General features: G+C 71.4%; 20 protein-coding genes. 16 read left to right on the top strand and 4 right to left on the bottom strand.

Annotation, left to right across the window (positions count from 1 at the left end; genetic code table 11):
- The first annotated feature begins 28 nt into the window (after window positions 1-28).
- From ACVCAG_RS24675 to ACVCAG_RS24650, 6 genes are all read left to right on the top strand, one after another.
- Complete coding sequence (locus tag ACVCAG_RS24675; RefSeq protein ID WP_440084990.1) at window positions 29-1,201, top strand: ABC transporter substrate-binding protein; 1,173 nt, start codon at window positions 29-31, stop codon at window positions 1,199-1,201.
- Window positions 1,198-2,091 carry an ABC transporter permease subunit gene (locus ACVCAG_RS24670; RefSeq protein WP_440084989.1) on the top strand — a complete coding sequence of 298 codons (894 nt, stop codon included), beginning with the start codon at window positions 1,198-1,200 and terminating at the stop codon, window positions 2,089-2,091. Before ACVCAG_RS24675 ends, ACVCAG_RS24670 begins: the two co-directional genes overlap by 4 nt.
- Complete coding sequence (locus ACVCAG_RS24665; RefSeq protein ID WP_440084988.1) at window positions 2,088-3,098, top strand: ABC transporter permease subunit; 1,011 nt, start codon at window positions 2,088-2,090, stop codon at window positions 3,096-3,098. The genes ACVCAG_RS24670 and ACVCAG_RS24665 overlap by 4 nt, the downstream gene beginning before the upstream one ends.
- Window positions 3,095-4,012 carry an ABC transporter ATP-binding protein gene (locus ACVCAG_RS24660; RefSeq protein WP_447190348.1) on the top strand — a complete coding sequence of 306 codons (918 nt, stop codon included), beginning with the start codon at window positions 3,095-3,097 and terminating at the stop codon, window positions 4,010-4,012. The genes ACVCAG_RS24665 and ACVCAG_RS24660 overlap by 4 nt, the downstream gene beginning before the upstream one ends.
- Window positions 4,005-4,730 carry an ATP-binding cassette domain-containing protein gene (locus ACVCAG_RS24655; protein ID WP_440084986.1) on the top strand — a complete coding sequence of 242 codons (726 nt, stop codon included), beginning with the start codon at window positions 4,005-4,007 and terminating at the stop codon, window positions 4,728-4,730. Before ACVCAG_RS24660 ends, ACVCAG_RS24655 begins: the two co-directional genes overlap by 8 nt.
- Before the next feature lie 138 nt (window positions 4,731-4,868).
- A complete protein-coding gene (locus ACVCAG_RS24650) occupies window positions 4,869-5,549 on the top strand; it encodes a GntR family transcriptional regulator (RefSeq protein WP_362685797.1) in 681 nt (226 codons plus the stop codon).
- Between the two features lie 176 nt (window positions 5,550-5,725).
- On the opposite strand, the gene ACVCAG_RS24645 is transcribed toward ACVCAG_RS24650, so the two are convergent.
- From ACVCAG_RS24645 to ACVCAG_RS24630, 4 genes are all read right to left on the bottom strand, one after another.
- Window positions 5,726-6,643: an EamA family transporter gene (locus ACVCAG_RS24645; protein ID WP_440084985.1), complete on the bottom strand. Its 918-nt coding sequence runs from the start codon at window positions 6,641-6,643 to the stop codon at window positions 5,726-5,728.
- A gap of 211 nt (window positions 6,644-6,854) precedes the next feature.
- Window positions 6,855-8,258 carry a glycosyltransferase family 39 protein gene (locus ACVCAG_RS24640; protein WP_440084984.1) on the bottom strand — a complete coding sequence of 468 codons (1,404 nt, stop codon included), beginning with the start codon at window positions 8,256-8,258 and terminating at the stop codon, window positions 6,855-6,857.
- A 175-nt stretch (window positions 8,259-8,433) separates the two neighbouring features.
- Window positions 8,434-9,201, bottom strand: coding sequence for an ABC transporter permease (locus ACVCAG_RS24635; protein WP_440084983.1), 768 nt, complete (start codon window positions 9,199-9,201; stop codon window positions 8,434-8,436).
- Between the two features lie 166 nt (window positions 9,202-9,367).
- Window positions 9,368-10,276, bottom strand: coding sequence for an ABC transporter ATP-binding protein (locus ACVCAG_RS24630; RefSeq protein WP_447190347.1), 909 nt, complete (start codon window positions 10,274-10,276; stop codon window positions 9,368-9,370).
- A 243-nt stretch (window positions 10,277-10,519) separates the two neighbouring features.
- Between ACVCAG_RS24630 and ACVCAG_RS24625 the strand changes: the two genes are divergently transcribed.
- The 10 genes from ACVCAG_RS24625 (at window position 10,520) to ACVCAG_RS24580 (ending at window position 20,557) form a co-directional block, all read left to right on the top strand.
- Window positions 10,520-11,752 carry a Bcr/CflA family efflux MFS transporter gene (locus ACVCAG_RS24625; RefSeq protein WP_440084981.1) on the top strand — a complete coding sequence of 411 codons (1,233 nt, stop codon included), beginning with the start codon at window positions 10,520-10,522 and terminating at the stop codon, window positions 11,750-11,752.
- Window positions 11,753-11,856: 104 nt separating this feature from the next.
- The gene (locus tag ACVCAG_RS24620; RefSeq protein WP_440085039.1) at window positions 11,857-12,648 is read left to right on the top strand and encodes a winged helix-turn-helix transcriptional regulator; all 792 of its coding nucleotides are present in this window, start codon (window positions 11,857-11,859) and stop codon (window positions 12,646-12,648) included.
- Entirely contained in the window at window positions 12,645-14,057 is a 1,413-nt protein-coding gene (gene sufB, locus ACVCAG_RS24615) for a Fe-S cluster assembly protein SufB (RefSeq protein WP_362836595.1), read from the top strand. The genes ACVCAG_RS24620 and sufB overlap by 4 nt, the downstream gene beginning before the upstream one ends.
- Complete coding sequence (gene sufD / locus ACVCAG_RS24610) at window positions 14,057-15,178, top strand: Fe-S cluster assembly protein SufD (protein ID WP_440084980.1); 1,122 nt, start codon at window positions 14,057-14,059, stop codon at window positions 15,176-15,178. Before sufB ends, sufD begins: the two co-directional genes overlap by 1 nt.
- A complete protein-coding gene (locus tag ACVCAG_RS24605; protein ID WP_362685816.1) occupies window positions 15,175-15,492 on the top strand; it encodes a Rieske (2Fe-2S) protein in 318 nt (105 codons plus the stop codon). Before sufD ends, ACVCAG_RS24605 begins: the two co-directional genes overlap by 4 nt.
- Before the next feature lies 1 nt (window position 15,493).
- Window positions 15,494-16,264 carry a Fe-S cluster assembly ATPase SufC gene (gene sufC / locus ACVCAG_RS24600; RefSeq protein ID WP_440084979.1) on the top strand — a complete coding sequence of 257 codons (771 nt, stop codon included), beginning with the start codon at window positions 15,494-15,496 and terminating at the stop codon, window positions 16,262-16,264.
- Complete coding sequence (locus ACVCAG_RS24595; RefSeq protein ID WP_447190346.1) at window positions 16,264-17,523, top strand: cysteine desulfurase; 1,260 nt, start codon at window positions 16,264-16,266, stop codon at window positions 17,521-17,523. The genes sufC and ACVCAG_RS24595 overlap by 1 nt, the downstream gene beginning before the upstream one ends.
- Window positions 17,524-17,641: 118 nt before the next feature.
- Entirely contained in the window at window positions 17,642-18,079 is a 438-nt protein-coding gene (gene sufU, locus ACVCAG_RS24590; RefSeq protein ID WP_362685821.1) for a Fe-S cluster assembly sulfur transfer protein SufU, read from the top strand.
- A complete protein-coding gene (locus tag ACVCAG_RS24585; protein WP_362836589.1) occupies window positions 18,076-18,471 on the top strand; it encodes a metal-sulfur cluster assembly factor in 396 nt (131 codons plus the stop codon). Before sufU ends, ACVCAG_RS24585 begins: the two co-directional genes overlap by 4 nt.
- Window positions 18,472-18,838: 367 nt before the next feature.
- Complete coding sequence (locus ACVCAG_RS24580; protein ID WP_440084977.1) at window positions 18,839-20,557, top strand: DEAD/DEAH box helicase; 1,719 nt, start codon at window positions 18,839-18,841, stop codon at window positions 20,555-20,557.
- Window positions 20,558-20,598: the final 41 nt, after the last annotated feature.

Raw genomic sequence — 20,598 nt, 5'->3', positions numbered from 1 at the left:
ACACATCATCGGACGTGAGGAGCCGCACATGCGTGCCATCCCCCTGAAGTGCTTCACCTCGCTGGCCGTTCTCGGTCTCATGGTCACCGGATGTGGCCAGGGACTGCTCGGTGACGGCGGCGGGGGCCAGACGGCCGCCGCGAAGGACGAGCCGATCGTCCTCGGCATGCTGATCCCGCAGTCGGGCAGCGAGGCCGCCATAGGTCCCTACATGAGCAACGCGGCGCAGCTCGCGATCGACGAGATCAACGCCAAGGGCGGTGTGCTCGGCCGCAAACTGGAGCTGAGGACCGCCGACGACGCCTGCGACGCCCAGTCCGCGGCGGCGGGCGCCAACAAGCTGGTCACCGAGGGGGTCGACGTCTCCGTGGGCGGCTACTGCTCCGGGGCGACGCTACCCACCCTGCCGATCTTCGGCAAGGCCGGAATCCCGATGATCATACCGGCCGCCAACTCCCAGGAACTGGTCGACCAGAAGCTCAAGCACGTCTTCCTGATCAACGGCACGGGCTCCCAGCAGGCCGCGGCCGCCGAGAAGTGGATCGCCAAGCAGGGGGCCAAGAGCGTCGCGCTGATGCACGACAACACCAGCTACTCCAAGGACATCGCGCTGCGCACCCAGGCCCTCCTGGAGGCCCCGGACGGAGCCGAGGCCGCGATCACCGAGGCGGTCACCCCGAAGGAGAGCGACTACAGCGCCAACATCACCAACGTGCTGGCCAAGAAGCCCGACTTCGTCTACTGGACCGGTTACTTCCAGGAGGGCGGCCTGATCGCGCGCCAGCTACGGCAGGCCGGATACAAGGGCTCCATCATGGTCGGCGACGGCTCGGTCTCCCCCAAGCTGATCGAGATCGCCGGAGACGAGGCCGCCGAGGGCCTCTACGCGACGATGACCCAGACCCCCGACACCCTCGAGGGCGCCGAGGGCTGGATCGAGGCGTACAAGAAGAAGTACTCCTCCGAGCCGGGCCCGTACTCCAACCAGGCCTACGACGCGGTGCGGCTCGCCGCCGAGGCGGTCACCAAGGCGGGCGCCACCGACGGAGACAAGGTCATCGCGGCGCTCGAGGCGATCGACGGCTTCTCGATGTTCTCCGGGCCGCTGAAGTTCACCCCCGAGCACACCCTGGCCAACGGCGGCTTCCAGATCCTTGTCGTCAAGGGCGACAAGTTCGCCCTGCAGGACGCCCTCCAGTGACGCAGCTCGTCTGGAACGGGCTGTTCGTCGGCTCGTTCTACGCCCTGGTGGCCCTGGGCTACAGCATGGTCTACGGGATCATCAAGCTGCTCAACTTCGCCCACGGCGACCTGTACATGCTGGGGGCGTTCGCCGGTTTCGCCATCCTCGGCGCGGTCGGCGGCGTGTCCTCCGCGATGGCCCTGCCGCTGCTGCTCGCGGTGCTCCTGGCGACCATGGTCGTCACCGGCCTGGCCGGGGTGGCGCTGGAGCGGATCGCCTACCGGCCGCTCCGCCGCGCCCCGCGGCTGTCCCTGCTGATCACCGCGGTCGGGGCCTCCTTCGCCCTGGAGTACGGCATGCGCGCGGTGGCCGGGGCCGATCCGCGCGTCTACCCGGTGCGGCTGGGCGGCACCTCGCTGGAGATCCTCGGGGCCCGGCTCACCGTGCAGCAGGTCGTCCTGGTCGGCGTGGCGGTGCTCCTCATGACCGGGCTCAACCTGCTGGTCACCCGCACCCGTGAGGGCCGGGCCATGCGGGCCATCGCGCTTGACCCGCGCACCAGCGCGCTGATGGGCATCGACGTCAACGCGGTGATCTCCCGGACCTTCTTCATCGGCTCGGCGCTGGCGGGGGCCGCGGGCGTGATGGCCGGGGCCTACTACGGGAAGATCGACTTCATGATGGGCTTCCTGATCGGGCTCAAGGCCTTCACGGCGGCCGTCATCGGCGGCATCGGCAACATCCCCGGCACGATGCTCGGCGGCCTGCTGCTCGGGCTGCTGGAGTCGTTCGGCACGTTCTGGCTGGGCGGTGAGTGGCGCGACGTGTTCGCCTTCGGGGTGCTGATCCTGTTCCTGACGGTGCGGCCCACCGGCCTGCTCGGCGAGCGCGTCACGGAGCGCGTATGAACGAGACCACCGAGCCCGCCGGGCCGACCGGGCCCGCCGGCACCGGCACCGGCACCAAGGTCCGCCGCCTGGGCACCGACAGGCCCCCCACCCGGGCGTCGAAGCTGCTGCAGAACCGCTGGGCCGGGATCGCCGGGCTGCTGATCGCGCTGCTGGCCCCCTTCGTCAACGCCACGCCGTACGCGCTGTCGGTCATGACCAGCGCGGCCATCGCCGTGATGCTCGCCGCCGGGCTGAACATCGTGGTCGGCTACTGCGGCCTGCTCGACCTGGGCTACGTCGCCTTCTTCGCGGTCGGCGCCTACACCAGCGGGGTGCTGGCCACCCGCTTCGACCTGCCGCTGCTCGCCACGGTGCCCGCCGTGCTCGTGGTCACGGTCGTCGCCGGGATCGTCATCGGCGCCCCCACCCTGCGGCTGCGCAGCGACTACCTCGCCATCGTGACCCTCGGCTTCGGGGAGATCATCCGGATCACCGCCAACAACCTGGACGTCACCGGCGGCCCCTCCGGCATCTACGGCATCCCGCACCTGGTCGAGCACCCGGCGGCCTTCTACTACGTCACCGTGGCCGTCGTCTCGCTGGCCGTCCTCGGCGCGGCGCGGCTGGGCCGCTCCCGCCTGGGCCGGGCCTGGCGCTTCGTCCGGGAGGACGAGGACGCCGCCGAGGCGATGGGCGTGCACACCTACCGGGTCAAGCTCGCCGCCTACATCGCCGGGGCGGTCTGGGGCGGCCTGGCCGGGGTGCTGTTCGCCGCGCAGCTGTCGGCCATCTCGCCGGGCAGCTTCACCTTCCTGTCGTCGGCGCTGGTGCTCATGGCCGTGGTCCTCGGCGGCATGGGCTCGGTGCCCGGCGTCGTCGTCGGCGCCGTCGTGATCAGCATCCTGCCGGAGATCCTGCGCGACCTCGCCGACTACCGGTTCTTCCTGTTCGGCGTGCTGCTCATCGTCTTCATGCTCCTGCGACCGCAGGGGATCTGGCCGGCTCGTTCCAAGGAGGTCCCGTGAGCCTGCTGAGCGTGGCCGACCTGCGCCTGACCTTCGGCGGGCTGGTGGCCATCGACGGCCTGTCGTTCTCGGTGGACGAGGCGGAGATCGTCTCGGTGATCGGGCCCAACGGGGCGGGCAAGACGTCGGCCTTCAACTGCGTCACCGGCTTCTACCGGCCGACCTCCGGCCGGATCACCCTGCGCGGCAGGGACCTGCCGGGGATGCGGCCCTCGGCCATCGCGGGCCTGGGGGTCGCGCGGACCTTCCAGAACCTGCGCCTGTTCGGCGAGCTGTCGGTCCTGGACAACGTGCGCGCCGGATCGCACCTGTGGCTGCGCCAGAGCGTCCTGGACGCCCTGCTGCACACCCCGCGCTACCGGCGCTCCGAGCGCGAGTGCACCGAGCAGGCCCATCACTGGCTGGACTTCGTCGGCCTGCGCGGCGACCGGTACGGGCAGGCGCGCAACCTTCCCTACGGTGAGCAGCGCCGTACGGAGATCGCCCGTGCCCTGGCCCGCCGCCCCGATCTGCTGCTGCTGGACGAGCCCGCGGCCGGGCTCAACCACGGCGAGAAGGCCGAGATGCTCGACCTGATCCGGCGCATCCAGGCGCTGGGGGTGGCCATCGTGCTCATCGAGCACGACATGGGCCTGGTCATGGAGGTCTCCGAGCGTGTGGTCGTGCTCAACTTCGGCAGGGAGATCGCCGACGGCCGTCCCGAGGACGTCCGGCGCGACCCGGCCGTCATCGAGGCCTACCTCGGCGGCGACCCCACCGTCACGAGGGACGAAGCCGACGGGACCGACGGGGCCGACCGGGCCGCGACGGCGGGGAAGGACGGTGCCGGGGAAGACGACGGCGCCGGGGGAGCAGCCGCGGGGAAAGAGACCGCGGGGAAGGACGGCGCGGCCGGGGGAGACGCCAATGCTTGAGATCGACGGGCTGGACGTCCACTACGGCGGCGTACACGCCCTGCGCGGCCTGTCGCTCGGCGTCGCCGAGGGGGAGATCGTCGCCCTGCTCGGCAACAACGGCGCGGGCAAGACCACCACGCTGTCGGCGGTCTCGGGGCTGCTGCGGCCCTCCGGCGGCAAGGTGGTCTTCGACGGGAAAGTGATCACCAGGGAGAAGCCGCACCGGATCACCGCGCGCGGCCTGGTGCACGTCCCGGAGGGCCGCAGGATCTTCAGCACGCTCAGCGTGCACGAGAACCTCCAGCTGGGCGGCTACCTGGTCCGCGACCAGGCGGAGATCCGCACGCGGATCGAGCGCGTCTACGAGCTGCTGCCCCGCCTGGCGGAACGGCGCGCCCAGCAGGGCGGCACGCTGTCGGGCGGCGAGCAGCAGATGCTCGCCATCGGCAGGGCGCTGGTCACCGGGCCCCGGCTGCTGCTGCTCGACGAGCCGTCCATGGGCCTGGCGCCCCTGGTGGTCGCCTCGGTCATGGAGCTCATCGCGGGGATCAACGCCCAGGGCACCTCGGTCCTGCTCGTCGAGCAGAACGCCGTGGCCGCCCTGGGGATCGCGCACCGCGGCTACGTGATCGAGAACGGCGAGTGCGTCCTCGACGGGCCCGCCGCCGAGCTCCGCCGGGACGCCCGGGTGGTCGAGGCCTACCTCGGCGGGGTCCGGGGGAGCGAGGGGGGATGACCGGCGGACCCGCCACCGGCGTCCTGCTCTCCGGATCGGCCCCCGGGTGTTCGGGGACGCACGCACAGCCTGGGAGGATGTGGAGGTGGCGGGTTCCGCCGATCAGGCGCGGACGCGAGCGACACGAGAGGCTCCGGTATGGCTCCTAGGGCGGACGGCCGGCTCGACCTGCCGGCCGTGAGCGAGCGGCAGAGCCTGCGTGAGCAGGTGGCCCACGCGCTCAGGGCGGCCCTCATCACCGGTGAGATGAGGCCCGGCATGGTCTACTCGGCCCCGGTCCTCGCCGCCCAGTTCGGGGTCTCGGCGACCCCGGTGCGCGAGGCCATGCTCGACCTGGCCAAGGAGGGCCTGGTCGAGGCGGTGCGCAACAAGGGCTTCCGGGTCACCGAGCTGTCCGACCGGGACCTGGACGAGCTGACCGAGATCCGCAGGCTCATCGAGGTGCCAACGGTGGCGCAACTGGCCGACGCCGGGCGCGCGCCGAGCTTCGAGACGCTGCGCCCGCTGGCCCAGGCGATCGTCGACGCCGCCGAGCGCGGCGACCTGCTCGCGTACGTCGACGCCGACATCCGCTTCCACCTGGACCTGCTCGCCCTGGCGGGCAACTCCCACCTCGTGGAGGTGGTTCGCGACCTGCGCAACAGGGCCCGCCTGTACGGCCTGTCGTCCCTGCACCGGAGGGGCACCCTCGCCGACTCCGCCCGCGAGCACCTCACCCTGCTCGCGCTGCTCTCCGAAGGGGACGCGAGCGGTGCCGAACGGCTGATGCGCGCCCACATCCGGCACGTCCGCGGCATCTGGGCCAGCCGGCCCGAGTAGCGGCGGCCCGGCGGCCGAGGGCGACCGGCCGGGACGCGGCGGCTCGGAGGGCGGGCCGGCGGTGCCCCGCGAGCGCCGGGCCGGGACGGCGGGACGGTCCGGGGTGCCGCGGGTGGCGCCCCGCGGCGGGAACCCGATCGGCGGGCGCCGCGGGTGGCGCCCAGGCGGGGACGGGGTCAGCCGCTGCCGCGGGTGGCGCCCACGCTGGCGATGACCACGCAGCCGATGGCGGCCCACTCCCGTACCTGGAGCACCTCGCCCAGCACCAGCAGCCCGACCAGCGCCGCCATCGCGGGCTCCAGGCTCATCAGGATGCCGAAGACCCGCTTGGGCATCCTGCGCAGGGCCTCCAGCTCGATCGAGTAGGGGATGACCGACGACAGCAGGCCCACCCCGAGCCCGATCAGCAGGAGCTCGGGCTGGAGCAGGTCGGTGCCGCCCGAGGTGATCCCGACGGGGGCGACCAGCACACAGGAGACGATCATCGCCAGGGAGAGGCCGGTGCTCCCGGGAAAACGCCGGCCGACCGAGGCGGACAGCAGGATGTAACCGGCCCAGCAGGCCGCCGCCACCAGGGCGAAGGCGATCCCGGCCCAGCTGATCCTGGACACCGTCGTGCCCCACGGGGCCAGCAGCACCACGCCCGACCCGGCGAGCGCGACCCAGAGCAGGTCGAGGCGGCGGCGCGAGGCCGCCACCGCGACGCCGAGCGGGCCGAGGAACTCGATCGCCACCGCGATGCCCATGGGCAGCCGGGCCAGCGCCTCGTAGAACGACAGGTTCATCACGCCCAGCGTCACGCCGAACGCCACCCCCGCCCCGACGTCCGCCCTGGACAGCCCGCGCAACCGGGGGCGGGCGATCGCGCCCATGATCAGCGCTCCTGTCGCGATCCGCAGGAACACCACGGCGCTCGGCGGCAGCTGGGAGAACAGATCCTTGGCGAAACCCGCGCCCACCTGCACCGACAGGATGGCCAGTATCACCAGCCCGGACGGCGGGACGGCGTCGGAGGCCGCCTTCAGCAGTGCTCCGGGCTTGAGCAGGCTCTGCTTGTACGGCTCGGCGGGCCCCTGCAGGGCTTCGGCGGTCACGGCTCTCCTCATGCCAGGTGCAAAGCGATTTATGACACCTTACTTTTCGTGACTCTCATTTTCAGCGGCGTCCGCGATGCGAGACGCCCGGCGAGAAGTGCCTCCCCCGCGAAGGTGCCGCCTCAGCGCTCTCAGCGCCCTCAGCGCCCTCAGCGCCCTCGGGGGCCTCGGCGTTCTCGGCGTTCTCGGCGGGGGTGACGGCCTCGCCGGTCTATCCGGTGGCGGGTGCCGGGTCGCGAGTGTAGAGCGCCACGGTCATACCGGGTACGCGGCCCGTCCGCCATGCCTTGATCCGGACGAATCCCTCCTTGACCAGGGCGGTGACCCGGCCGACGCGCGAGGCCGCCTCCGATCCGCCGCGCCAGACCACCCAGACCCGCTCGCGCCCGGCCACGGCGGCGGCCACGTCGGAGCGCTCCGGGTAGCCGAAGGAGTCCGGCAGGGGGCCGGGCCCGGCGAGCAGCACGTCGTCGGGCAGCCCCTTCCCCCCGTGCCGCGTCCCGTCGTAGTAGCGGAGGCCCTCACGCAGCGAGGAGCGCCCGTAGACGAGGGCGTCGCCCGGCCGGGACTCGCCGGCGAGGATCCGTGCCGCCCGGGGGAAGTTCTCGTGGTGCCCGTCCTCCCTGCGGAAGTCCAGCTGGCCGGGGAACCCGGCGGCCAGCACGCCCGCCAGCGCGAGCCCGGCGGGCAGGCGGGGCAGCGCGCTGAGCGCGAGCCCGGCCAGCAGCGCGTACGCGGGCACCGTCGCGAACAGGTAGCGGTCGACGTAGACCGGCGAGACCAGGTGGGACAGGGCGAACAGCAGCAGGGGCGGCAGGAGCGCCCAGGCGCCCAGCAGGACGATCCAGAGCCGGTCGGTGCCGTGTCGCCGGCGCAGGAGAGGGGCCGCCGCCGCGACGGCCAGCACCGCGCACCCCGCCAGGACGGTGCCCCCGGCCATCTTGGGCAGTGCCAGGAACACGTCGGGTCCCGGCATGGTGATCCAGCTGATCGCGTGCCGCTCGGCGAAGCCGACCGCCGCCCAGACGGCCCCCGGAACACACCCCAGGGCCACGCAGGCCAGCACCCTGGGCAGGACGCCCCGCCCGTACAGCGCGATCGCGAGCAGGTGCGCGGACATCACGAGCAGCGCGAACACCTGCGTGCAGCCCAGCAGCGCGACGGCGGCCGCGTACCTCCACCAGCCGCCGCGCCGCCCGGGCTCCTCGATCGCCCGGTACAGCGTCCAGGTGGCCAGGACCGCGGCGGCGGCGGCGAACGCGTAGGAGCGGATGTTCTGTCCGTGGTAGGAGACCGAGGGCAGGAAGACGTAGACGGCGGCGGCGGCCAGTCCGGCGGGCTGCGAGCTCAGCCGGCGTCCCAGGTCGGCGATGAGCGCGGTGGCCGCGCCCGTCGCGAGCGCCGAGGGCAGGCGCATCCACCACTCGGCCTGCCCGAACTCCAGCCACAGGTGCATGAGGCCGTAGTAGGGCAGGAAGTGCCCGTCGATGTGCTGGGCCAGCTCCCAGAGTCCTCCGGCGCCGCGGCGGGCCGCGCTGAGGGTGGCGAGCTCGTCCGACGACTGGGAGACCGTGGACGAGCCTGCGACGGCGACAAGCGCGGCGACGATCCCCATGACCGAACTCGGCCAGATCTGCCCCGTATATCGTGTCGCCGGACGGGATGAAGACCGCGTTCCGGTAATGATCACTTGGAGGATGGTAGATCTTGACGATCATCCTCGTAGATCTTTTACGTGGAACGTGGGGATATTTCCGATCAAACAGTTCCGGCGCGCGGGTCCGGCCGGGTCACTCCCAGCGGAACGTCCGGGAGGTCAGGAAGAGCGACACCGCCGCCCACGCCGCGAGGATCGCCGCGGCGGCGAGCGGGAGTCCCGCGCCGTCGCTCAGGACCGCGCGGAGCCCGCCGGTCAGCGCCGAGATCGGCAGCAGTTCCAGCACCGGCCGTACCGCCTCGGGGAATTTCGCCAGCGGGAAGGCGACCCCGCCGCAGGCGAGCAGGAGCAGGTAGACGAGGTTCGCCGCGGCGAGCGTGGCCTCGGCGCGCAGCGTTCCCGCCATCAGCAGGCCGAGCCCGCTGAACGCGGCGGTGCCCAGCACGACCAGCAGCAGCGCCGCGAGCGGCGAGCCCGTGGGGCGCCAGCCCAGGGCGAGCGCCACCCCGCAGATGACCGCCACCTGGACGACCTCCACGGCGATCACCGCGAGCGTCTTGGACAGCATCAGCCCGGTCCGCGACAGCGGGGTCGCGCCCAGCCGCTTCAGCACGCCGTACCGGCGCTCGAAGCCCGTCGCGATGGCCTGCCCGGTGAAGGCGGTGGACATCACGGCCAGCGCGAGCACCCCGGGAGTCATGAAGTCGATCCGGGAACCGCCGCCCACGTCGATGATCGGGGCGGAGGAGAGGCCGACGAGCAGCAGCACCGGGATGATCATCGTGAGCAGCAGCTGCTCGCCGTTGCGGAGCATCGCCCGTATCTCCGCGCCCGTCTGGGCCGCCACCATCCGGCCCAGCGGCGCGGCTCCGGGAGCCGGCGTGAGGTCCAGGGTCGTCATGGGGCTCTCCTGCGGTCTGGCCCGCGCTCCGGCCGGGACCGTACCCGGACGCGCGCGGGGAGGTGGCGAAGGGGTTTCGAGGGTGCCGCCTGAGCGGGGGGCTCCGGGAGCGTCGCCGCGGCAGGGGGTTCCGGGAGTGTCGCCGGAGCCGGGGGTCTCGAGGGCGTCACCGGAGTTCACGCCCGGTCAGCTCCAGGAAGACGTCCTCCAGGGTGCGCCGCTCGATGCTGAGGTCGTCGGCGGTCACCCCCTCGGCGGCGCACCAGGTCGTCACGGTGGCCAGGAGGCCGGGCGCGACCTGCCCCTCGATGATGTAGTGCCCCGCCGGCGACTCCTTGGCCGCGCTGCCGGCGGGCAGGGCGGCGAGCAGCTCGTCCAGGGAGAGACCGGGTCGGGCGCGGAAGCGCAGCTGCCGCTCGGCGCCGGTGAGGGAGGAGGGCGTGCCCTCGGCGACCACCCTGCCGCGGTCGATGATCACGATCTGGTCGGAGAGCTTCTCCGCCTCGTCCATGTGGTGGGTGGTGAGCACCACCGAGACCCCGCTCGCGCGCAGGTCCCGCACCAGCTCCCAGCAGGCGTGCCTGGCCTGCGGGTCCAGACCCGCGGTCGGCTCGTCGAGGAAGACCAGCTCGGGACGGCCGATGACCGCCCCCGCCAGCGACACGCGCTGCTGCTGGCCGCCGGAGAGCCTGCGGTACGGGGTGCGGGCGTGCTCGCTCAGCCCCAGCCGCTCCAGCAGTGCCGCCGGGTCGAGCGGGTGGGCGTGGAAGCGGGCCATCAGCCGCAGCCACTGCCCGCAGCGGGACGCGGGGGGAACGCCGCCCGCCTGGAGCATCACCCCGACCCTGGCCCGCAGTTCCGGTCGTGACGGGTCGAGCCCGAGCACCCTCACGGTGCCGCCGTCGGACCGGCGGAATCCCTCGCAGATCTCCAGGGTGGAGGTCTTGCCGGCCCCGTTGGGGCCCAGCACCGCGGTGACCGCGCCTCGGGCGGCGTTGAAGGTCAGTCCGTCGATCGCGGTCGTCCCGCCGTATCTCTTGACCAGGTCGACGATCTCGACGGCTGGGGAGTCCATGGCCACGAGTTTAGGGACTGCGCTCGCCGGTCACGCTTCCGGACCACGCGTCCGGGGCCGCCGCGGCCTCGTTTCCCGGCCGGAACCGGACCCGCCCTACTGGCGCTTAAAGGTTTTTCTGAGGAAATTTCCGAAATACAGGAATTCGGATGACCGGCTGTTGGTTGGGACGCTTCGGCCCCTGTGGGCCCATCGTCGCCCGTGACCGGCGGGCGTGGCCTGCAACCAAAAGGGGACACGGGTATGACCGCGGCCGTCGTCGAGCCGGAGGTGGCGCCGATCGCACGGCGCAGGACACTGCTACTGCTCATCCTGGGCGCGCTGTCGGCGGTGGGTCCTCTCTCGATCGACATGTACCTGCCCGCCTTCCCCTCCATCGCCGCCGACCTGGGCACCGGGCAGGCGCAGGTGCAGCTCACCCTCACCGCCTGCCTCATCGGGTTCTCCATCGGGCAGGTCGTCGCGGGCCCGATCAGCGACACGCGCGGCCGGCGCGGCCCGCTGCTGATCGGCATCGCCGCCTACGCCGCCGCCTCCCTGCTGTGCGCCTTCTCCCCGTCGGTGTACGGGCTGGTGGGGTTCCGCCTGTTGCAGGGCATCGCGGGCGGCGCCGCGCTGGTGATCGTCCGCGCGGTCGTCCGCGACCTGTACGAGGGGGCGGCCATCGCCCGGATCTTCGCCACCCTCATGCTCGTGACCGGCCTCGCGCCGATCCTGGCCCCGATCGCGGGCGCGCAGCTGCTCGACCACACCTCCTGGCGGGGCGTGTTCGTCGCGCTGAGCGTCGCGGGGCTCCTGCTGCTGGCCGCCGCGCTGTCCGGGGTGCGCGAGACGCTGCCCGCCGACCGGCGCGAGAGCGGCGGGCTCCGGCACACCCTCGTCACCTTCTGGCACCTGCTCCGCGACCGCTCCTTCATGGCCGCCACCCTGGCCGGTGGGCTGGGCTTCGCGGCCATGTTCGCCTACATCTCCGGATCGCCCTTCGTGCTCCAGGACGTCTACGACACCTCGGCGCAGACCTTCTCCCTGGTGTTCGGGCTGAACGCGCTCGGCCTGACCGTCACCGCGCAGATCGGCGGACGCCTCGCCGGGCGGCTGGACCCGGCCAGGCTGATCGTCGCCGGGCTGCTCATGAGCGTGGCCGGGGCCGCGGGGGTGCTCGTCGCGGCCCTGTTCCACCTGCCCCTGCCGGTGCTGGTCGCCGCGCTGTTCGTGATGATGTGCGGGGCGGGTTTCGTCCTGCCGGGCAGCGGCGCGCTCGCCCTGGCCGGCCAGCCCCAGCAGATCGCCGGGAGCGCGGCCGCGCTGACGGGCGTGCTGCAGTTCGCGCTCGGCGCGCTCGCCGCCCCGCTGGTGGGTCTGGGCGGCGAGGGATCGGCCCTGCCGATGGCCGTCGTCCTGGCCGGGTTCACCCTCGCCGCGCTCGCCGCCTTCGTCGGGCTGCGGGGAGCCTCACGGAGCGTTTCCCCAGCTTAGGTAAGGCTTACCTGCGTGACGAACCACATTCGGTCGGCCGTACATCGGGTTTGTAACTGGGGAAGCAATTACGGCACACTGATGTTGTGAAATACGTGACCGGGATGCAGGGCACCGAGGGATCCGCCGCCGCGCGGCCCTCCGGCGTGTCCGCCGAGCGCAGCACGCGAGCGCGTGTCGCCCGGCTCATCCTGGAGCACGGACCCATCACCGCCGCCGCCCTCGGCGAGCGGCTCGGCCTCACTCCCGCCGCCGTGCGCAGGCACCTCGACGCCCTGCTGGCCGAGGGAATGGCCGAGGCCCGCACCGCCAGGCCGCGGGGCCAGCGCGGGCGCGGGCGACCGGCCAAGCTGTTCGCGATAACCGACGCGGGCCGCAGCGCCTTCGAGCACGCCTACGACGGCCTCGCCGGGAGCGCGCTGCGTTTCCTGGCCGAGCGCGTGGGCGAGGAGGCCGTGGCGGAGTTCGCCAGGTCACAGGTGGCCGGCCTGGTCGACCGCCTGCGGCCGAGGATGAGCGAGGTCCCCGCCGACCAGCGGGTCCGCGTGCTGGCCGAGGCGCTGTCGGCCGACGGTTACGCCGCCTCGGCGAGCAAGGCCAGCCTCGGCGGCGAGCAGCTGTGCCAGCACCACTGCCCGGTGGCGCACGTGGCCGCGGAGTTCCCGCAGCTGTGCGAGGCCGAGACGGAGGCGTTCGGGCGCATCCTCGGCACCCCCGTGCAGCGGCTCGCGACCATCGCCCACGGCGACGGCGTGTGCACCACGCACGTGAGTCCCCGCAGAACCCCCGGGCCGGGCGCGAAAGAGCCCGCGACGGGCCTATCGATACCTGATCCGGCGCCACCGCCGGCAGTCCACGAAACGATCGACACATCGAGCAAGGAGACCGGAAGGTGACTGTCACCGACCGCCCGGAGCTGGAAGGCCTCGGGAATTACAAGTTCGGCTGGGCCGACTCGGACGCCGCGGGAGCGACGGCCCGGCGTGGCCTGTCCGAAGAGGTCGTCCGCAACATCTCCGCGCTGAAGAGCGAGCCGGAGTGGATGCTGGACCTTCGTCTGAAGGGGCTGCGCCTTTTCGGTAAGAAGCCCATGCCCAACTGGGGTTCCGACCTCAGCGGGATCGACTTCGACAACATCAAGTACTTCGTGCGCTCGACGGAGAAGCAGGCCGCCTCCTGGGAGGACCTGCCCGACGACATCAAGAACACCTACGACAAGCTCGGCATCCCCGAGGCGGAGAAGCAGCGCCTGGTCGCCGGCGTCGCCGCCCAGTACGAGTCCGAGGTGGTCTACCACAAGATCCGTGAGGACCTCGAGGAGAAGGGTGTCATCTTCGTCGACACCGACACCGCCCTCAGGGAGCACGAGGAGATCTTCAAGGAGTACTTCGGGACCGTGATCCCCGTCGGCGACAACAAGTTCGCCGCGCTGAACACGGCCACCTGGAGCGGCGGCAGCTTCATCTACGTGCCGCCGAACGTCAACGTGGAGATCCCGCTCCAGGCCTACTTCCGGATCAACACCGAGAACATGGGCCAGTTCGAGCGGACCCTGATCGTCGTCGACGAGGGCTCCTACGTCCACTACGTCGAGGGCTGCACCGCGCCGATCTACTCCTCCGACTCGCTGCACAGCGCGGTCGTGGAGATCATCGTGAAGAAGAACGCGCGCTGCCGCTACACGACCATCCAGAACTGGTCGAACAACGTCTACAACCTGGTCACCAAGCGCGCCGTGGCGTACGAGGGCGCGACCATGGAGTGGGTCGACGGCAACATCGGTTCCAAGGTCACCATGAAGTACCCGGCCGTCTACCTCATGGGCGAGCACGCCAAGGGCGAGACCCTCAGCGTCGCCTTCGCCGGTGAGGGCCAGCACCAGGACGCCGGGGCCAAGATGGTGCACCTCGCGCCGAACACCAGCTCCTCGGTGATCTCCAAGTCCGTCGCCCGTGGCGGCGGCCGCACCTCCTACCGCGGCCTGGTCCAGATCGAGGAGGGGGCGCACGGCAGCGCCAGCACCGTCAAGTGCGACGCGCTCCTCGTCGACCAGATCAGCCGCTCCGACACCTACCCCTACGTGGACGTGCGCGAGGACGACGTCTCCATGGGGCACGAGGCCACCGTCTCCAAGGTCTCCGACGACCAGCTCTTCTACCTGATGAGCCGCGGCATGGGCGAGGACGAGGCGATGGCGATGATCGTCCGGGGCTTCGTCGAGCCGATCGCCCGCGAGCTCCCGATGGAGTACGCCCTGGAGTTGAACCGCCTGATCGAGCTGCAGATGGAAGGGGCCGTCGGCTGATGGGTCTCGACACCGGAAAACCCCTGTCGACCCTCCACGAGAAGGCCTCGTACGACGTGGCCGACTTCGCGGTACCGACCGGCCGGGAGGAGGAGTGGCGCTTCACCCCGCTCTCCCGGCTCAAGGGCCTGCACGAGGGCGTCGCGGCCTCCGCGAACGTCGTCGTGCACGTCGACGCCGCCCCCGAGGTCACCGTGGAGACCGTCGGCCGCGACGACCAGCGGGTCGGCAGGGCCTACGTGCCCGCCGACCGCGTCAGCGCCCAGGCCTACGCCTCCTTCGAGAAGGCCACCGTGCTCACCGTCCCGCGCGAGGCCGTCGCCTCCAAGCCGACGGTGATCACCCTCACCGGGTCCGGGCAGGGCGCCGCGTACGGCCACACGGTCGTGCGGCTGGAGCCGATGGCCGAGGCCGTGGTCGTCCTCGACCACCAGGGCAGCGCCGTCTACGCCGACAACGTCGAGTTCGTCGTGGGCGAGGGCGCCACGCTCAAGGTCGTCAGCCTGCAGGACTGGGCCGACGACGCCGTGCACGTCTCCCACCACCACGCCCTGCTGGCCAAGGACGCGACCTTCCGCGGCTTCGTGGTCACCCTCGGCGGCGACCTGGTCAGGCTGTCCCCGTCGGTCTCCTACGAGGGCCCCGGCGGCGACGCCGAGCTGAACGGCCTCTACTTCGTCGACGCCGGCCAGCACCTGGAGCACCGCCTGCTCGTCGACCACTCCAAGCCCGGCTGCCGCAGCAACGTCGACTACCGCGGCGCGCTGCAGGGCCAGGACGCCCACGCGGTCTGGATCGGCGACGTCATCATCCGCGTCGAGGCCGAGGGCACCGACACCTACGAGCTCAACCGCAACCTGTTGCTCACCGACGGCGCCCGCGCCGACTCGGTGCCCAACCTGGAGATCCTCACCGGCGAGGTCGCCGGGGCGGGTCACGCCAGCGCCTCGGGCCGTCTCGACGACGAGCACATCTTCTACCTCCAGGCCCGCGGGATCCCCTTCGAGGACGCACGCCGTCTCGTCATCAGGGGCTTCTTCGCGCAGCTGCTGGAGAAGATCGAGGTTCCCGAGCTTCGCGAGCGGGTGCTCGCCCGGGTCGAGGCGGAGCTTGAGAAGTGACGTTCGAGAAGGTCTGCAAGCTCGCCGACATCCCCGACGAGGGAGTGATCGGCCTTGAGGTCGGCGACACCCCCGTCGCCCTGGTCCGCCGGGGCGAGGAGGTCTTCGCGCTGCACGACGTCTGCTCCCACGCCGAGGTGAAGCTCAGCGAGGGAGAGGTCTACGACGGCACCCTGGAGTGCTGGCTGCACGGCTCGTGCTTCGACCTGCGCTCGGGCAAGCCCACCGGGCCGCCCGCCAACAAGCCCGTCCCCGTATACCGAGTAAAGATCGATGGCGATGACGTCCTCGTCTCGCTCTCGAAGGAGTCATAAAGTGTCTGACACGAGCCGAGTTCCCTCGGGTTCCACCCTGGAGATCCGCGACCTGCACGTCACCGTCGCCGACAAGGAGATCCTGCGCGGCGTCAACCTGACCGTGCGGGCCGGCGAGACCCACGCCATCATGGGCCCCAACGGCTCGGGCAAGTCCACGCTCGCGTACGCGATCGCCGGCCACCCCAAGTACACGATCACCAGTGGCCAGGTCCTGCTCGACGGGGTCGACCTGCTGGAGCTCACGGTCGACGAGCGCGCCCGCGCCGGCCTGTTCCTCGCCATGCAGTACCCGGTCGAGGTCCCCGGCGTCAGCGTCTCCAACTTCCTGCGCACCGCCGTCACCTCCATCCGCGGCGAGGCCCCCAAGCTCCGCGAGTTCGCCAAGGACCTCAAGTCCGGCATGGACGCGCTGTCCATCGACGCGACCTTCGCCCAGCGCAACGTCAACGAGGGCTTCTCCGGCGGCGAGAAGAAGCGCCACGAGATCCTCCAGCTGGAGCTCCTCAAGCCGAAGATCGCCGTCCTCGACGAGACCGACTCCGGCCTCGACGTCGACGCGCTGCGCGTGGTCTCCGAGGGCATCAACCGCTTCCGCTCCGGCGAGACCGGCGTGCTGCTCATCACCCACTACACCCGCATCCTGCGCTACGTGAAGCCGGACTTCGTCCACGTCTTCTCCGCCGGGCGGATCGTGGAGCAGGGCGGCCCCGAGCTCGCCGAGAAGCTCGAGGCGGAGGGCTACGAGGCCTACACGAAGGCGTCGGCCTGATGGACACCGGCCTTGACGTGGAGAGGATCAGGAAGGACTTCCCGGTCCTCTCCCGCGAGCTTCCCGGCGGCAGGCCGCTCATCTACCTCGACTCGGGCAACTCCTCGCAGAAGCCGACCCAGGTGGTCGAGGTGATGCGCGAGCACATGGCGATGCACTACAGCAACGTCGGCCGTGCCATGCACGTGCTGGGCGCGGAGTCCACCGAGGCGTACGAGGACGCCCGCGACAAGGTCGCCGCCTTCATCGGCGCGCCCGACCGCGACGAGGTCGTCTTCACCAAGAACGCCTCCGAGGCGCTCAACCTGGTGGCGTACGCCTTCGGCAACCCCATCGGCACCGACCCCCGCTTCCGGCTCGGGCCGGGCGACGAGATCGTCATCTCCGAGATGGAGCACCACTCCAACATCGTGCCGTGGCAGATGCTCGCGCAGCGCACCGGCGCGACGCTGCGGTGGTTCTCCGTCACCGACTCCGGCCGCCTGGACCTGTCCAACCTCGGCGAGCTCGTCAACGAGCGCACGAAGATCGTCTCGATCGTGCACCAGTCGAACGTGCTGGGCACGGTCAACCCGGTCGCCCCGGTGCTCGCCAGGGTCCGCGAGGTCGGCGCGCTGATGATGCTCGACGCCTCCCAGTCGGTGCCCCACCGGAAGGTGGACGTGGCCGCGCTGGACGTCGACTTCCTCGCCTTCACCGGCCACAAGGTCCTCGGCCCGTCGGGGATCGGCGTGCTGTGGGGCCGCGGCGAGCTGCTCGAGGCGATGCCCCCGTTCCTGGGCGGCGGCGAGATGATCGAGGCGGTCTGGATGGACCACTCGACCTACGCGCCCGCGCCGCACAAGTTCGAGGCGGGCACCCCGCCCATCGTCGAGGCCATCGGTCTCGGTGCCGCGATCGACTACCTGTCCGAGATCGGGATGGACGCCGTCACGCGCCACGAGCGCGAGCTCACGGCGTATGCGCTCGACGCTCTGGGGGAGGTCCCGGGGCTGCGGGTGATCGGCCCGCTGGACCTCGAAGACCGGGGCGGCACGGCCTCGTTCACCCTGGAGGGGATTCACCCGCACGACGTCGGGCAGATCCTGGATGACAACTTCGGGGTGGCCGTGCGCGTGGGGCACCACTGCGCCCGACCGCTCCACCTGAGGTTCGGGATTCCCGCGACCACGCGGGCGTCCTTCTACCTCTACAACACACCGGCCGAGATCGACGCCCTGGTCCGCGGCCTCCACCACGTGCGGAAGGTGTTCGCCTAGCCATGCCCGAGCAGTCGAGCCGGCGAGCGGGCGGACGGCGGGCGGCGGATGCCCGCCGCACGGCGTCCGGCGACGCGCGAGCGTACGGCGCAGCGAACGAGAAGGTGAGCACGGCCCTATGATCGCCGAGTCCATGTACCAGGAGCTGATCCTGGAGCACTACAAGCACCCGCAGGGGAGGGGGCTCCGCGATCCGTACGACGCCGAGGTCCACCACGTGAACCCGACGTGCGGTGACGAGATCACCATGCGCGTGAAGCTGGGCGACGGCGGCAAGGTCGAGGACGTCTCCTACGACGGGCAGGGCTGTTCCATCAGCCAGGCCGCGGCCTCCGTGCTGCACGAGCTGGCCACCGGCTCGACCGTCGACGACACCCTCGGCGTCGTGGACGAGTTCACCCGGCTCATGCAGGGCAGGGGAAAGGTGGAGGCGGACGAGGACGTGCTGGGCGACGCCGTCGCCTTCGCCGGGGTCGCCAAGTTCCCCGCTCGGGTGAAGTGCGCGCTACTGGCGTGGATGGCCTACAAGGACGCGGTCGTGAGGAGCACCAAATGAGCAAGGCTGTAGAGACCCCCACCACGGCGTACGACGGGGACACCACCCATGACGAGGTCATGGAGGCTCTCAAGGACGTCGTGGACCCCGAGCTCGGCATCAACGTCGTCGACCTGGGCCTGATCTACGGACTCCACCTGGACGCCGCCGAGCAGGGCGGCGAGGGCGCTGCGGGCGGCGAGGGCGTCACCCTGCCGGTCGCCACCATCGACATGACGCTGACCAGCGCGGCCTGCCCGCTGACCGACGTCATCGAGGACCAGGCGCACTCGGCCCTGGAGGGCATGGTCTCCGACGTGAAGATCAACTGGGTGTGGCTGCCGCCGTGGGGCCCGGACAAGATCACCGACGAGGGGCGCGAGCAGCTCCGGATGTTGGGTTTCAACGTCTGAGAAGTGGTTTCCGGTACGGCTCGCACCCCCCGGGGTTCGGGCCGTACCCAATTGTGTGAGAGGATTTCCGAGGCCGGGAAGAAAAGCCCGGCCTGGAGTGTTGACTCCAACCGACGGACAAGCGGCCGGCCGATGCCGGACGCCCCGACCGAACCCGGCACTGCGAACGCCGGGTATGCTTGATCGTGGTTTGACTGCGTGCGGGTAAGCTAGACCCGCCCCGTGCGGTGCGCCTCGACTTGCACCGCACTACCGCCCCCATGTGGGCGTTGATCCAGCGCGGCCTCAGGCCGTGCGTTCCAGGCTCGTCCTTTCGCAGAAGTGACGTGCCCCGTTCTTCTATCGAAAGGCACGAGTCTTCGTGACCATGCTTGACGCTGTTCTGCCCGAAATCACCGACATCACCGAGATCTCCCAGGCCCCCGCAGGCGTGTCCGAGTTCACTCTCCTCGGCCTGCCGAAGCCGCTGGTGACCGGTCTCTCCCGTTCGGGCATCGACAGTCCCTTCCCCATCCAGCGGGCCACGATCCCCGACATTCTCGCCGGTCACGACGTTCTCGGCCGCGGCCAGACCGGCTCCGGCAAGACGCTCGCCTTCGGCCTGCCCATGATGACCCGCATCGCCGGCGCCAAGGCCCGTCCCGGCCACCCGCTGGCCGTCGTCCTGGTCCCGACCCGCGAGCTCGCCATGCAGGTGACCGACGCGCTCGAGCCGCTCGGCCGCGGTCTGTCGCTGCGGATGAAGACCGTCGTCGGCGGCATGTCCATGGGCCGCCAGATCGAGGCGCTGCGCCGCGGTGTCGAGGTCGTCGTGGCCACCCCCGGCCGCCTGACCGACCTCATGCAGCAGGGTGAGTGCATGCTGGACGAGGTCCAGGTGACGATCCTCGACGAGGCCGACCACATGTGCGACCTCGGCTTCTTCCCGGTCGTCAGCGCGATCCTGCAGCAGACCCCGGCCGACAGCCAGCGCCTGCTGTTCTCCGCCACCCTCGACGGCGACGTCGACAAGCTCGTCCGCCGCTTCCTCACCAACCCGGTGACCCACTCGATGGCCCCGGCCGCCTCCTCGGTCGACACCATGGAGCACCACGTGCTGGAGGTGCACCGCGACGACAAGTTCCCGGTGACCGCCGAGATCGCCAACCGCGAGGGCCGGACCATCATCTTCGTGCGCACCCAGCACGGGGTCGACCGGCTGTGCAAGCAGCTCGCCCAGGTCGGCATCCGGGCCGGCGGCCTGCACGGCGGCAAGCGCCAGAACCAGCGCACCCGCATCCTGGCCGAGTTCAAGGAAGGCACGATCAACGTCCTGGTCTGCACGGATGTCGCGGCCCGCGGCATCCACGTCGACAACATCAGCCTCGTGCTGCACGTCGACCCGCCCCAGGACCACAAGAGCTACCTGCACCGCGGTGGCCGTACCGCCCGCGCCGGGGAGAAGGGCACCGTCATGACGCTGGTGCTCCCCAACGAGCGCCGCTCCACCGACTCGATGACCCGCCGCGCGGGCATCAAGCCGTTCCGCATCAAGGCCACCCCGGGCCACCCGCGCCTGGAAGAGGTCGCCGGCGCGCGTACGCCCACCGGCGAGCCGATCCCGGTCTGGGAGCCCTCGGCGCCGGCCGCCAAGCAGCGTCAGGGCCGCGGCGGCTTCGGCGGCAACGGTGGCGGCGGGCGTGGCCCGCGCCGCTTCCGCTCCGACCGTCCCGCCCACGGCGCCGGTGAGGGCCAGCAGCCCCGCGAGCGTTCCTTCGGTGACGACAACCGCGGCGGCGGCGCCTCCGGTGGCGGCCAGTACCGCTCCGAGCGCCCGGCCGGCGGCGGTTACCGTTCCGAGCGCCCGGCGGGCGGTGGCTTCCGCTCCGAGCGTCCCACCGGTGGCTACCGCGGTGGCGAGCGGCGCGAGCCGTTCCGCGCCGACCGTCCGGCCCCGGCCGGCGGCGGTTACCGCTCCGAGCGTCCCGCGGGCGAGCGCGAGCCGTTCCGCGGCGAGCGCCAGGGCGGCGGCTTCCGCGGCGGGGAGTTCCGCGCCGACGGCCGCGGCTCCGCCCCGCGCGGTGGCGGCAGCCGCTACGGCCGCTGATCACGCTGATCACCTCGTAGGACCCGAGGGTCCTACCGCGA

This window comes from Streptosporangium sp. G12 (genome assembly GCF_052983175.1).
This window is presented reverse-complemented; position numbering and strand designations above follow the sequence as displayed.